This window comes from Mycolicibacterium aurum, from assembly GCF_900637195.1.
Lineage (GTDB): Bacteria > Actinomycetota > Actinomycetes > Mycobacteriales > Mycobacteriaceae > Mycobacterium > Mycobacterium aurum.
The window spans coordinates 3,700,019-3,713,357 of sequence record NZ_LR134356.1; the positions used below are offsets into that span (position 1 = coordinate 3,700,019).

Genomic DNA, 13,339 nt, shown 5'->3' on the forward strand with positions numbered 1-13,339 from the left:
AAACGGACTGCGGTCCGCTAATGTACGCTCACGGCATGACTGCAAACCTGGACGCACGACTGGCCAGCTACTCCTCTCCCGTGCTGAGCATTTTCCGCATCGTGTTCGGCCTGGTGTTCACGTTGCACGGAACGATGAAGCTGTTCGGTCGGCCGCTGGGCGAGGCGGTTCCGGTGGGCACGTGGCCGTACTGGTTCGCCGGCGTCATCGAATTCGTGCTCGGCATCCTCATCACCGTCGGCTTCTTCACCCGGATCGCGGCCTTCATCGCGTCCGGCGAGATGGCCGTGGCCTACTTCTGGCAGCACTGGGGCATCATCGGCGGGACACCGGCGAGCTTCTGGCCGTTCGACGCACAGATGGGCGGCAACGGCGGCGAACTGGCGATCCTGTTCTGCTTCGCGTTCCTCCTGCTGGCCACCACCGGAGCCGGGACCCTGTCGGTCGATGGCCGCCGTCGCGTCGGTGCCGGGTACGCCGGACAGCGCGCCGGCTACACGCGAGGCAGCACCACCGCAGCCGTGCCGCGCCGCCGCGGAATCGCCGGCCTGCGTGACCGCTTCAGCCGTCGAGGCTGAGGTCCTTGCGGAACCGGCGCATCCCGTCGATCTTCTGGTCCAGGGATGCGTCGGGCCCGCTGTAGAACATCCACGGCATCGTGATGATGCCGGTGATCCCACCGGCCTCGGCGCGGGCGAAATGCTCCGGGAGGAAGGCGTCGGTCAGAGGTGTGATGACCTCGAAATCATCCATGCCCAAGCCTTTTTCGGCACGAAGCTCACGCACCTTGGCCACCCGCTCCAAGGCCTGGTCGGTGTTGATCAGATCCCCGATCCAGCCGTCGTGACGTGCCGCCCGCTTCAGTGCGATGTCGGACAGGCCGCCGACATAAACGGGGATCGGTGGCGGCGTGGGCTCCATCTCCATGCGGGGCGCGGTGTAGAACTCGCCGGAGAACTCGGTCCAGCCCGGCGACCACAGCGCCTTCATCAACTCCAGCATCTCGTCGGTGCGCTTGCCCCGGCGCTCGAACTGCTGACCCAGTAGCTCGAACTCCTCGCGGCACCACCCCACCCCGATGCCCAGCTCAAGCCGGCCCTCGGCCAGGACTGCCGCGGTACCGATCGATTTCGCCGCCGAATACGGATCCCGCATCCCCGGCAGGTACACCGTCGTCACGAAACGCAGTCGCGAAGTCACCAGCGCCACCGCGCCGATCATCACCCACGGGTCCGGCCAGTCGGTGAACGCCTCCCAGCGCCGCTTGCCGTCCTTGGTGTACGGATACGGCGTCTGCAGTGTCTCCAGGTTGATCACGTGATCCGGGATGGCCATCCCGTGGTAGCCGAGATCGTCTGCCGCCTTGGCGATCTCCACTGCCTCGCGAGTGTCGAGGAATGCCGTCGAGACGTAGAACTTCATCCGGCATCACGCGCCCACGCGGGCATGATGAACACGCCCTCGGCCTCCACGGTCACGCCCTCACTGTCGCGCAGGTATCCCTTCGCGAACGTCTTGAACCCCTCGGACCGTTCGACGAATGCCTCCGCGCGCACCTGCCCCAGATGCGTACCCCGCAGGTACTTCACGCTGATCGTTCCGGTGAACTTCGGCAAGCTAAGGCCTTCGCTGGCCACCTCCCCCAGGATGTGGTCGAGCAGCAACGCGCAGATTCCGCCGTGCACCCATCCCGGCGGCCCCTCGTAGGCGGGTCCCAGCGTGAACTCGCTCCAGCAGCTCCCGTCGGGTTCGTGCTCGATGATCATCGGCGGAGCGATCGCATTGCGCAGTCCGACAGCAGGATTGGCCCACGCCAGTGGCCGTCCCGTGTCCGCGTGCCGCAGCGTCGAGGTCGACACCCGCTCCTGCTGTTGCAGCAGTCGCGTGGCCGCCTCAAGGTGCCCGAGGGCCTCCTGCACCGTGGCGTCGTCGACCGCGGTGTGGATACCGACGTCGATCAGCGTGCGCAGTGCATCGGTCAGCGGTTCGTAACTCGCGCGTTCGCGCGCGTAGTCCTCGGCACTGATCACATCGAACGCGAACTCCACTCAGCCACTCCAGTCCATTAGTCGGCTCAGCCTCCGAAAACCCGTAGCACCACAACTTTTGCCCGGCGCGTCACCCGCAGATAGTTGTCCAGGAACTCGCCGCCATCGCCGTTGGGCCAGCCCGCGGCGACCGCGACAGCGTTGAGCATCTTCCCCGGCCCGGGCAGCTGATCGGTGGGCTTGCCGCGCACCAGCACCAGCGCGTTACGCGCCCGGGTCGCGGTCAGCCACGCTTCGCGCAGCAACTCCAGGTCGCCCTCGGCGATCAGTTCAGCCGCCCCGATCGCATTGAGCGTGTCCAGGGTCGACGTGGTGTGCAGCGCCGGGATCTTGTGCGCGAAGCGCAGTTGCAGCAGCTGAACTGTCCATTCGATGTCGGCGAGCCCGCCGCGACCCAACTTGGTGTGGGTATTCGGGTCCGCGCCGCGCGGCAGCCGCTCGGCGTCCACCCGGGCCTTGATGCGCCGGATCTCCTGCACCGTCTCCATCGACGCGCCGCCTGCGGGGTACCGCGTCTTGTCGACCATCAGCAGGAACCGCTCGCCCAGCTCGAGGTCGCCCGCCACCCGATGGGCCCGCAGCAGCGCCTGGACCTCCCATGGCTGCGCCCACTGCGTGTAGTACGCCTCATAGGAGGCCAGCGTTCGCACCAGCGGGCCCTGCCGCCCCTCGGGCCGCAGGTTGGCGTCCACCTCCAGAGGCGGGTCGGCGCTCGGTGTGCCCAGCCGGGCGCGCACCTGCTCGGCGACCGTCGTCGCCCATTTCACCGCGGCCGACTCCTCAACGCCTGCAACGGGTTCGCAGACGAACATCACGTCGGCGTCCGAGCCGTACCCGAGTTCGCCGCCGCCCAGCCGCCCCATCCCGATCACCGCGATACGTGCCGGGGCGCCGCCCTCGGGCGAGTTCGCACGGATGATCGCCTCCAGCGCGGCCTGCAGCACGGCGACCCAGACGTAGGTCAGCTGCTTACACACCCCCGTGACGTCGAGCATGCCGAGCAGGTCCGCCGAGGCGATCCTGGCCAGTTCCCGGCGCCGCAACGACCGTGCCGCCGCGATCGCCCGCATCGGGTCGGCGTGGCGGGCCGCCGACGCCACCAAAGACTGTGCGGCACTTTCTGCGTCGACGTCGCACAGTTTCGGGCCGTTGGGGCCGTCGGCGTAGAGCTGGATCACCTCCGGTGCGCGCATCAACAGCTCCGGCACGTACGCCGAGGTGCCGAGCACGTGCATCAGCCGCTTGGCCACCGCCCCCTCGTCGCGAAGCGTCGCCAGGTACCACCGCGCATCGGCGAGTTCGTCACTGATCCTGCGGTAGGCCAGCAGCCCGGCGTCGGGATCTGGGGTGTCCGACAGCCAGTCCAGCAGGGTGGGCAGCAATACCTGCTGCACCCGCCCACGCCGACCGGTGCCGCCGGTCAGGGCGGCCAGATGCGTCAACGCGCTCTGCGGCCCTTCGTATCCCAGCGCGGCGAGCTGACGGGCAGCGGCGTCGGCCTTCATCCCGTCGGAAAGCCCGAGGGAGTCTTGACCGACCGACTCCAGCAGCGGCTGGTAGAACAGCTTGGCGTGCAGCCGCGACACCCGGTGGCTCTGGCGCTTCAGCTCTTCCCGCAACACACCGAGCGCGTCGTGCCTGCCGTCGGGCCGCATGTGGGCCGCGCGCGCCAGCCATCGCATGGCCTCCTCGTCGTCGGCCTCGGGCAGCATGTGGGTGCGCTTGAGGCGCTGCAGTTGGAGGCGATGTTCGAGCAGTCTGAGGAACTCGTAGGACGCCGTCATGTTGGCGGCGTCGTCGCGGCCGATGTAGCCGCCGTCGCCGAGGGCAGCCAACGCGTTCACGGTCGAGGCCACGTGCAGCGACTCGTCGTTGCGGCCGTGCACCAACTGCAGCAGCTGCACCGCGAACTCGACGTCGCGCAGACCGCCTGTGCCGAGCTTGATCTCGCGGGTTCGCACACCGGCGGGAACCAGTTCCTCGACGCGCCTGCGCATGGCCTGCACCTCGGGGACGAAGTCCTCGCGGTCGGACGCTGTCCACACCATCGGCATCAGTGCCTCGACGTAGCGCGTCCCCAGCGCCATGTCACCAGCAGCAGGCCGCACCTTCAGCAGCGCCTGGAACTCCCACGTCTTGGCCCAGCGCTCGTAGTAGGCGATGTGCGAATCCAGTGTCCGCACCAACTGCCCTTGCTTGCCCTCCGGCCGCAGTGCGGCGTCCACTTCGAAGAATGCATCGGAGGCCAGCCGCATCATCTCGCCTGCGATGCGGGTGGCCACCGCCAGGCTGCTGTGCGAGCCGTCGTCGGTGACGAAGATGACGTCGACGTCGCTGACGTAATTCAGTTCGCGCGCACCGCACTTGCCCATCGCGATGACGGTGAGCGCCGGGGCCGGCTTGTCCCCGGACACCGACGTCGTCACCACTCGAAGCGCCGCGCCCAGCGCCGCGTCGGCGAGGTCGGACAGGTGTTCACCGACCACGGTGAACGGCAGCACGGGTTCGTTCTCCACCGTCGAGGCGAGGTCGAGCGCGGCGAGTACCAGCAGCCGATCCCGGTAGAGGGTGCGCAGGGGCGGTACGGCCGCGACGGGATCGGTGGCCGCGTCGGCTCGTTCGGTGAACATGTCCCGCAACTCCGGCGGGGTCGGCAACGTGACGGTGCCCGCCAGCAGATGCCACGAGTCGGGGTTGGCGATCAGGTGGTCGCCGAGTGCGAGCGACGAGCCGAGCACCGCAAACAGCCGTCCGCGCAGCCCGCGGTCCTTGAGCAACGCCCCATTGAGTTCGGCCCACCCCGGTCCGAGTGCTTCCGACAGGCGAACCACCGCCTTGAGCGCGGTGTCGGCGTCCGGCGCGCGGGACAGCGACCACAGCAGCTCGACGTGACCGTCGGTGGTCCACCCGAGACTCTCCAGGTCGGTCTGCGCCGTCGGTTCGACGAGTCCGAGTCGACCGACGCCGGGCAGCTTGGGACGCTGCGTCACGGGTTTGGCCACGCCAACAAGGTAGCGCGACGGAACCCGGCTTAGAGCGACAGGTAGTTCTTCAGCTCGAACGGCGTGACGTGGCTGCGGTAGTTCTCCCATTCCCGGCGCTTGTTGCGCAGGAAGAAGTCGAACACGTGCTCGCCGAGCGCTTCCGCGACCAGTTCGGAGTTCTCCATGTCGGTGAGCGCGTGGCCGAGGCTGCCGGGCAGTTCCTTGTAGCCCATGGCGCGGCGTTCCTCGGGCGTCAGGCTCCAGACGTTGTCTTCGGCCTGCGGGCCCAGGACGTAGTTCTTCTCGATGCCGCGCAGGCCTGCCGCGAGCAGCACTGCGAATGTCAGGTACGGATTGCAGGCCGAGTCGGGGCTGCGCACCTCCACGCGGCGCGAGGACACCTTGTGCGGCGTGTACATGGGGACGCGCACCAGTGCCGACCGGTTGGCCGCGCCCCACGACGCCGCCGTCGGAGCTTCCCCGCCGTGTACCAGTCGCTTGTAGGAGTTCACCCACTGATTGGTGACAGCGCTGATCTCGGTGGCGTGCTCGAGAATGCCTGCGATGAACGACTTTCCGACGTCGGAGAGCTGCAGCGGGTCATCGGGGCTGTGGAAGGCGTTGGTGTCGCCCTCGAACAGGCTCATATGGGTGTGCATGGCCGAACCGGGATGCTCGGCGAACGGCTTGGGCATGAACGACGCGCGCACCCCGTCGCCGAGTGCCACCTCTTTGACGAGGTAGCGGAACGTCATCACGTTGTCGGCCATCGACAGCGCGTCGGCGTACCGCAGGTCGATCTCCTGCTGGCCGGGCGCACCTTCGTGGTGGCTGAACTCGACCGAAATCCCCATCTGCTCGAGCGCGTCGATGGCGTGACGGCGGAAGTTCGGCGCCGAATCGTGCACGGCCTGGTCGAAGTAGCCGCCGTTGTCCGCCGGGATCGGCGGGGTGCCGTCGTCGGGTCCGGGCTTGAGCAGGAAGAACTCGATCTCGGGGTGCACGTAGCAGGAGAAGCCCAGATCGCTGGCCTTGGACAGCTGCCGGCGCAGCACGTGCCGGGAGTCCGCCCACGACGGGGAGCCGTCGGGCATCGTGATGTCGCAGAACATTCGGGCCGAATGGTGCTTGCCGGAGCTGTCGGACCACGGCAGCACCTGGAACGTCGACGGATCGGGACGGGCCACCATGTCGGCTTCCGAAACCCTCGCGAAGCCCTCGATCGACGAGCCGTCGAAGCCGATGCCTTCTTCGAAGGCACCTTCCAATTCGGCAGGGGCAATCGCGACCGATTTGAGGTATCCGAGCACGTCGGTGAACCACAGCCGGACGAAGCGGATATCGCGCTCCTCCAGCGTGCGCAGCACGAATTCCTTCTGCCGATCCATGCCCCGAAGCGTAGGTTCCGCCTGTTAAATCTGTGTTACAGCGCTGCTAGCACCGTAAATCGACGGGTGGTGGCGTCGACTCGACCAGGAAGTCGACCACGGCCGTGTCGACGCAGGCGTCGCCGTTGAAGACCACAGTGTGCTGCGCGCCGGTGAAGCTGATCAAACTGGCACCCATCTGCCGCGCCAGGTTGACCCCGGCCTCGTAGGGCGTGGCGGGGTCTCCGGTGGTCGACACCACGACCACCTTGCCCGGCCCCGGGGAGGTGGCGGCGCCGATCACGGGCGTCGGCGGGACGGGCCACAGCGCACACACGTCGCGCGGGGCGTACCCCGTGAACTCGCCGTAGGACACGAATGGGGCCACCTGCCTGGCGCGCCGGTCGGCGTCGGCCCACACCGCGGGGTCGGTCGGGTAGATGGAGTCGACGCACCGGATCGCCGTGAACGCGTCCTGGCGGTTCTTGTAGTGACCGAGGACGTCGCGTTGCTGATAGTCGTCGGCGAGCTTGAGCAGGTCGCCGGGATCGGTACCACGCTCCAGCCCGAGGAGGCCACTGGTGAGGTAGGTCCAGTAGCGCGGTGAGTAGAGACTGCTGACGGTGCCGGTGATCGCGTCCTGGTAGCCCAGGCCGCGCGGGTCCGACGTGGCCGCCGGACGGACGGCCAGCGGATTGACGAGTTGGCGGAAGCGGTCGTTGAACCGGGCCGGGTCCGCACCCAGGGGGCAGCCGGCCTGCTCGGCGCAGGAGTCCGCGTAGTTGTCGAACGCGCGCTGGAAGCCCGCCATCTGGTTGAGGCTCTCGGTGATCGGGTCGAGGCTGGGGTCGACGGCACCGTCGAGGACCATCGCGCGGATGCGGTCGGGGTAGCGCGCCGCGTAGACGGCGCCCAGTTGGGTGCCGTAGGAGAAGCCGAGATAGTTGATGCGCTCCTCACCGAGTGCGGCGCGCACGACGTCCATGTCCCGCGCGGCCGTCGCCGTGCCGACTCCTGCCAGGAACTCCGCCCCCATCCGGTCGAGGCACTGTTGCGCGAACTGGCGCAGCACCCCCTCGATGTGGGCCACCCCGGCGGGGCTGTAGTCGACCATCGGCTCGGCCCGGTAGGCGTCGAACTCCGCGTCGGTGCGGCACCGCAGCGAGGGCGTCGAATGCCCGACGCCGCGCGGGTCGATGCCGACCAGGTCGAAGTGCCGGAGGATGTCGGTGTCGGCCAGCGCGGCGCCCATCGAGGCCACCGTGTCGACAGCGGAGGCACCGGGTCCTCCGGGGTTGACGACGAGCATTCCGATCTTCGATCCCGAGGCGGGCACCTTGATGACCGCCAACTGGGCCTGGGCGCCTTCGGGTTTCGCGTAGTCGACGGGCACGGCGACGGTCCCGCACTGCGCAGTCGGGATCGGCGAGTCGCCGGAGAAGAACTGTGAGCACGAACTCCACACGGCCGCAACGGAGTACGGCTCATCTACCGCAACCGGGGCCGCCCAGGCAGAAGGACTCAGCGCGGCCATGGTGAGGACCAGCGCCGCGATCAGCCGTCCGGCGCGCAACATGGCAGTCATCGTTGCACGGGACCCCGGTACCCGGCGCGCCTGGGACGCAAAGGTGACCGGGCCGTTATCAGGCGTCGAGCTCGTAGGTCAGCCAGGTCGACTTCTCGGCGCCGATCCCGTCGTAAAGACGTTGCGCCGTCGCGTTGTCCGGGGCGGTCTCCCAGACGAGTTTCTCGGCTCCGCGTTCGTGGCACAGCTGGAGGCAGCGCGCGATCAGCGCCCGTCCGGTGCCGGTGCCCCTGGCCTCCGGCGTGACGTAGAGATCGTTGAGCACGCCGACCCGCGCGGCGTACAAGGTCTGCCACGTCCAGTAGATAGTCGCGAAGCCGAGCGGCGCACCATCGGACGTGCGTGCGATCAACTGCAACCCCTGGTCCGGGTCGGCGATCAACGCCCGTGACAGCGCGGCCAGCTTTTCGTCGGGCGGGTCGACGCGGTAGAAGTCGCAGTAGCCGCGCAGCATCGGCGCCAGCTCCGGCAGATCGGACTCCCCGACCACCGAGATGGTCAGCATCGCGTGTCCGCGGACGGAACCGTCACGTCGACAAGGTAGCGCGTGACTATGTCGTCGACGCAGGAATCACCCTGGAGCGCAACGGTGTGCTGGGTGCCTTCGAAAGTCACCAGCGTGCCGCCGAGTTGCCGGGCCAGGTCGACCCCTGCCTGGTAGGGCGTGGCGGGGTCGTTGGTGGTGGAGATGACGAGGATCGGGGGCAGCCCGTTGACGTTGATCTCGTGCGGTGTGGTCGTCGGTGGCACCGGCCACATCCCACACGTGGACATCGGTGCCAGCCCGGTGAATTCGCCGTAGGCCATGAACGGGGCCGCTTCCCTGACCCGGCGGTCCTGCTCGACCAGAGTCGCCCGGTCGGTGATGGCCGGCTTGTCCACACAGTTGACCGCGATGCGTACGTCGGTGCCGTTGTTGTAGTGCCCCTGCGCGTCGCGGCCCATGTAGAGGTCGGCCAGCGCCAGCATCGTGTCGCCTCTGCCCTGCTTGATCTCCGTGAGGCCGGCGGTCAGGTGGCGCCACAATCCGGGCGAGTAGAGCGGCAGGATCGTGCCGACGACGGCATCGTTGTAGCTCAGGTTGCGCGGGTCGGCGGTGGCGGCGGGCTCGTCGACCAGCGGCCACACCAGCGAGTGGTACACGTCCACGGCCTTGGCGGGGTCGGTCCCCAACGGGCAGTCCGGGTCGATCGCACAGTCGGTGGCGTAGTCGTCGAACGCCTGCTGGAACGCCGCGGCCTGGCGGACGTCGGCTTCCACCGGATCGGCGTTGGGATCGATCGCGCCGTCGAGCACCATCGCGCGCACGTTCTGCGGAAACTCCTCGGCATAGCTGGCGCCGATCCGGGTGCCGTAGGAGTAGCCGAGGAAGGTCAGCTTCTCGTCGCCGAGCGCCTGACGAAGTGCGTCAAGATCTTTGACGACGCTGGCAGTTCCGATGTTGGCGAGGTAGTCGGTGCCCATCTTGTCGACGCACCGCTGGACGAACTCCTTGGTGAGCTTCTCCAGGTGCGCCACCCCTTCCGGGGTGTACTCGACGACGTTGTCGGCGCGCAGCCGGTCGTTCTCGGCGTCGCTGTTGCACCACACCGTGGGCGTGGAGCTCGCGACGCCGCGCGGGTCGAAGCCGACCAGATCGAATCGCTCCCGCAACTCCTCCGGCAGCGCCGAGACCATCGACGCAGCCGACTCCTTGCCGGACTTCCCCGGCCCGCCGGGGTTGATGATCAACGACCCGATCTTCTCTCCGGTGGCCTTGATGCGGAGCAGGCCGAGCTGGGCGACGTCACCGTCGGGGTCGTCGACGTTGTCCCAGTCCACGGGCACCGAGAGCATGCCGCACTCGGCTCCCTGCGGGATGCGCACCTGGTCGGACGGCCCCGTCTCGCATGGCCCCCAGTTGATGGGCGAGCCGGGCCGGGGCACCGAGATCAGGGCGTTGCCCTCCACGACCTGGCTGCAGCCGGCAAGCAGCAATACCGACGTGGCGAGGAGGAGGCCGGGACGCGCGAACCCGGTCGTGGAGGTCATGGCACCACATGCTGCCATGACCGGTCATCGCCGCAGGTACGGCGCGTCGGCGCGATGCCACTATGTCCGGGATGTCACTCTTTCGCCGCGGCGAGGAGTTCCTTCATCGCCAGGTCGAAGGCGTCGGCCAGGTCCCAGAGGTCCGGCACCAGCTCGGGACACGACACGATTCCGATGTCGAGATTGCCCGACAGCGACATCACGGTCACGTTCAGACCCGACCCGTGGAAGATCGGTCCGAGCGGGTACATCGCCTTGACCTCACACCCCAGCATGTACAGCGGCCCCTGCGGGCCGGGGACGTTCGAGACCACGAGGTTGTGCACGGGCCGGGCGCCGCTGAGCCTGCTGCTCGCATACACCCGCATCGCCGCACCAAACACCGCGGGCGCGGCGAACTGCGTCCAGTCCTGTAGCAGTGTCGCCGGGATCGCCGAACTATGTTGCTTGGCAACTGAATTCGCGGACGCAATGGCTTTGAGACGTTCCACCGGATCCTCGATGCTGGTCTCCAGTTTGGCGAACATCCCCGAGACCTGGTTCCGGCCGGGGCGATCGGATCTCTCGTGCACCGAGACCGGCACCATCGCCACCAGCGAGTTGTCCGGCAGCTGGCCGCGCTCGGCCAGAAACGTGCGCAGCACCCCCGAGACAAGGGCCATCACCACGTCGTTGACCTTGACGCCGAAGTGGTTCTTCACGGTCTTGACGTCGTCGAGGTCGAGTTGGGCGAAGGCGATGTTGCGGCGGCCGGTCACGTTGGCGTTGAACACCGTCTTGGGCGCGGTGAACGGCGGAGCCATGGCCTGTCCGGTTCGCGCGCGCTTGACCGTGTCGATGACGGTCGAGAGGGTGTTGGGTACCACGTTGACCAGGTTCAGCGGCCGGGTCGCGAACCGGACGGCGCCGCTGACGGCGATCTCCAGGTCGCTCCCGCCTCCCGGCCCGTCGACAGGATCGGGCGCAGGCGCCTCGGCCTCCGTCGTGCAGAGTTTGGACATCAGGTTGGCACCCGTGACGCCGTCCACGGCGGCGTGATGCACCTTGGTCAGAACCGCGATGCGTCCCCCGGCCCTGGCTGTCTCGTCGCTGGTTCCGCACACGTTCTCGATGACCCACATCTCCCACAGCGGCCTGCTGCGGTCCAACGGTAACGACGCGATGTGGCCGCAGATCTCGGCGAGTTCGTTGCGCCCGCCCGGAGACGGCAGACCGATCCGGTGCAGATGACGGTCGACGTCGAAGTCGTTGTCTTCCAACCACACCGGATGATCCAGATTGAACCGGTTGTCGGCGATCCGTTCCCGGAATTCCGGCATCGCCTTGATCCGGAGTTCCAGTCCGTCACGCAGATGATCGAAGGTGTACCCACCCGGCACGGTGGAGGTGTCGAGCTCCAGGATCGAGCAGACGTGCAGCGGCTGGGACGCGGTCTCCAGGTACAGAAAGCTGGCGTCGAGTCCGCTGAGCCGTTGCATGTGGCAGATCGTATGCCCGCCCGCTGCGGGTGTGAGCAAATCCACTTAACGTGCTGTTCAACTTCTGGTGACGCAGTGGCACACTTGGCGTGTCAGCGAAAACCCGGGGACCTTTTACGGCCTCGAGGACTTCGAAACGACCCACCCTCTGAGGGGACGACAACGATGTCTGAGCAGTCTGTCTATGGTGCTGTCGCGGAAACCACTGATTCACCCAGGCCACGTGTCAAAGTACGCACCCACCATTTGCACAAATGGAAGGCCGAGGGTCACAAGTGGGCCATGCTGACGGCCTACGACTACTCCACCGCGGCGGTGTTCGACTCGGCCGAGATTCCGGTTCTGCTGGTCGGCGATTCGGCCGCCAACGTCGTCTACGGCTATGACACCACGGTGCCGGTGACCCTCGACGAGCTGATCCCGCTGGTCCGCGGCGTCGTTCGGGGTGCGCCCCACGCTCTCGTCGTGGCCGACCTGCCGTTCGGCAGTTACGAGGCAGGTCCGGCGCAGGCGCTCGCGACCGCGACGCGCATGCTCAAGGAGACCGGCGCGCACGCGGTGAAGCTCGAAGGCGGCGAGCGGGTCGCCGACCAGATCGCCACCGTGACCGCCGCGGGCATCCCGGTGATGGCCCACATCGGTTTCACCCCGCAGAGCGTCAACGGCCTCGGCGGATTCCGTGTTCAGGGCCGTGGAGACGCCGCCGAGCAGACGGTCCACGACGCCATTGCCGTCCAGGAGGCCGGGGCCTTCGCCGTCGTCATGGAGATGGTGCCCGCCGAACTGGCCACCCAGATCACCGGCAAGTTGACGATTCCCACGGTCGGTATCGGCGCCGGACCCAACTGCGACGCGCAGGTGCTGGTCTGGCAGGACATGGCCGGTATGACCAACGGCAAGACCGCCAAGTTCGTCAAGCGTTTCGGTGCCGTCGGCGACGAGTTGCGCCGCGCGGCCACCGATTACGCCCGCGAGGTGGCCGGCAGCACCTTTCCTGCCGAAGAGCACTCGTACTAGGGCTCGCTAGGTTCCGAACACCGGCTTGCGTTTGGCCAGGAACGCGTCGACACCCTCTCGCCCGTCGGCAGTCTCCGCGCGCTGGGCGATCAGACGACCCTCCAGCTCCATCTGCTGTTCCAGGCCGTTGGAGAAGGTGTCCAGCAACAGCGCCTTGACCCCGCCGTTGGAGCCGGCCGAGGTCGTGCTCATCTGGTCGGCGAGTGCATCCGCGCGCGCTGCCAGCTGGTCGTCGGCGACCACCTCGGTGACCAGACCCCATTGCGCGGCATCGTCCGACGACAGGGTGCGGTTGGTGAGCATCAGCTCCTTGGTCTTGGCGATGCCGATGAGCCGCGGCAGGTAGTACGACGCGCTGCCGTCGGGGCTCAGACCCACGCGGGTGTAGGCCATGGTGAACGACGCCGACTCCGCCGCCAGAATCAGATCACCGGACACGGCCAGCGAGAAGCCTGCGCCGGCGGCGACGCCGTTCACGGCGGTGATCACCACGGCGTCCATCCGGGCGAATGTCGAGATCGCGCGATGCAGGTCGTCGGCGACCCCCTTGAGGTGACGACCCCGGCTGGGCGCCGATGCAAAGTCTTTGAGGTCACCGCCGGCACAGAAGAACCGCCCCGCCCCGGTGATGACCACCACTTTGGTCGCCGGGGTGTCGCAGCGGGCCGCTGCGACAGCCAGTTCCCGAGTCATGGTGTCGTTCATGCCGTTTGCGGCCTCGGGCCGGTTCAACGTGAGTCGGGCGATGGGACCCGACTGATCGAGGGTGATGGTCTGGAAGTCAGTCACACTCCGGACTGTAACGTCGCGGCCGGCGCAGGGCGCCACC

11 protein-coding genes are annotated in these 13,339 nt (G+C 67.7%); 2 read left to right on the forward strand and 9 right to left on the reverse strand.

The annotated features are described in order from the left end of the window. The first annotated feature begins 35 nt into the window (after positions 1–35). Complete coding sequence (locus EL337_RS17270; protein WP_048631879.1) at positions 36–578, forward strand: DoxX family protein; 543 nt, start codon at positions 36–38, stop codon at positions 576–578. On the opposite strand, the gene EL337_RS17275 is transcribed toward EL337_RS17270, so the two are convergent. The 8 genes from EL337_RS17275 to EL337_RS17310 all read right to left on the reverse strand — a co-directional run bounded on the left by EL337_RS17275 (position 562) and on the right by EL337_RS17310 (position 11,493). Then, complete coding sequence (locus EL337_RS17275; protein ID WP_048631783.1) at positions 562–1,422, reverse strand: TIGR03619 family F420-dependent LLM class oxidoreductase; 861 nt, start codon at positions 1,420–1,422, stop codon at positions 562–564. The two genes, EL337_RS17270 and EL337_RS17275, sit on opposite strands and share 17 nt — an antisense overlap. Beyond that, on the reverse strand, positions 1,419–2,048 hold the full coding sequence (locus tag EL337_RS17280; protein WP_048631784.1) for a PaaI family thioesterase: 630 nt from the start codon (positions 2,046–2,048) through the stop codon (positions 1,419–1,421). The genes EL337_RS17275 and EL337_RS17280 overlap by 4 nt, the downstream gene beginning before the upstream one ends. A 26-nt stretch (positions 2,049–2,074) precedes the next feature. Continuing rightward, a complete protein-coding gene (locus tag EL337_RS17285) occupies positions 2,075–5,050 on the reverse strand; it encodes a bifunctional [glutamine synthetase] adenylyltransferase/[glutamine synthetase]-adenylyl-L-tyrosine phosphorylase (protein WP_048631785.1) in 2,976 nt (991 codons plus the stop codon). A gap of 29 nt (positions 5,051–5,079) precedes the next feature. Continuing rightward, the gene (gene glnA, locus EL337_RS17290; protein ID WP_048631786.1) at positions 5,080–6,420 is read right to left on the reverse strand and encodes a type I glutamate--ammonia ligase; all 1,341 of its coding nucleotides are present in this window, start codon (positions 6,418–6,420) and stop codon (positions 5,080–5,082) included. A gap of 46 nt (positions 6,421–6,466) precedes the next feature. Next, a complete protein-coding gene (locus EL337_RS17295; RefSeq protein ID WP_048631787.1) occupies positions 6,467–7,984 on the reverse strand; it encodes an alpha/beta hydrolase in 1,518 nt (505 codons plus the stop codon). Positions 7,985–8,042: 58 nt separating this feature from the next. Next, positions 8,043–8,489: a GNAT family N-acetyltransferase gene (locus tag EL337_RS17300; RefSeq protein ID WP_048631788.1), complete on the reverse strand. Its 447-nt coding sequence runs from the start codon at positions 8,487–8,489 to the stop codon at positions 8,043–8,045. Further along, entirely contained in the window at positions 8,483–10,015 is a 1,533-nt protein-coding gene (locus EL337_RS17305) for an alpha/beta hydrolase (RefSeq protein ID WP_197724120.1), read from the reverse strand. Before EL337_RS17305 ends, EL337_RS17300 begins: the two co-directional genes overlap by 7 nt. 74 nt (positions 10,016–10,089) lie before the next feature. Beyond that, a complete protein-coding gene (locus tag EL337_RS17310) occupies positions 10,090–11,493 on the reverse strand; it encodes a WS/DGAT/MGAT family O-acyltransferase (protein WP_048631790.1) in 1,404 nt (467 codons plus the stop codon). 165 nt (positions 11,494–11,658) lie between these two features. On the opposite strand from EL337_RS17310, the gene panB reads away from it, so the two are divergent. Beyond that, complete coding sequence (panB, locus tag EL337_RS17315) at positions 11,659–12,510, forward strand: 3-methyl-2-oxobutanoate hydroxymethyltransferase (RefSeq protein WP_048631791.1); 852 nt, start codon at positions 11,659–11,661, stop codon at positions 12,508–12,510. A gap of 6 nt (positions 12,511–12,516) precedes the next feature. Here the strand turns inward: panB and EL337_RS17320 are convergent, their stop codons facing one another. Then, positions 12,517–13,299, reverse strand: a complete 783-nt coding sequence (locus EL337_RS17320) for an enoyl-CoA hydratase/isomerase family protein (RefSeq protein WP_048631792.1) — start codon at positions 13,297–13,299, stop codon at positions 12,517–12,519. Between the last annotated feature and the right edge of the window lie 40 nt (positions 13,300–13,339).

Bases quoted from the DNA above. Each gene is read 5' to 3' on its own strand.
- glnA (WP_048631786.1), bottom strand. From the start codon at position 6,420: ATGGATCGGCAGAAGGAATTCGTGCTGCGCACGCTGGAGGAGCGCGAT.
- panB (WP_048631791.1), top strand. From the start codon at position 11,659: ATGTCTGAGCAGTCTGTCTATGGTGCTGTCGCGGAAACCACTGATTCA.
- EL337_RS17310 (WP_048631790.1), bottom strand. From the start codon at position 11,493: ATGCAACGGCTCAGCGGACTCGACGCCAGCTTTCTGTACCTGGAGACC.
- EL337_RS17295 (WP_048631787.1), bottom strand. From the start codon at position 7,984: ATGACTGCCATGTTGCGCGCCGGACGGCTGATCGCGGCGCTGGTCCTC.
- EL337_RS17300 (WP_048631788.1), bottom strand. From the start codon at position 8,489: ATGCTGACCATCTCGGTGGTCGGGGAGTCCGATCTGCCGGAGCTGGCG.
- EL337_RS17275 (WP_048631783.1), bottom strand. From the start codon at position 1,422: ATGAAGTTCTACGTCTCGACGGCATTCCTCGACACTCGCGAGGCAGTG.
- EL337_RS17305 (WP_197724120.1), bottom strand. From the start codon at position 10,015: ATGACCTCCACGACCGGGTTCGCGCGTCCCGGCCTCCTCCTCGCCACG.
- EL337_RS17270 (WP_048631879.1), top strand. From the start codon at position 36: ATGACTGCAAACCTGGACGCACGACTGGCCAGCTACTCCTCTCCCGTG.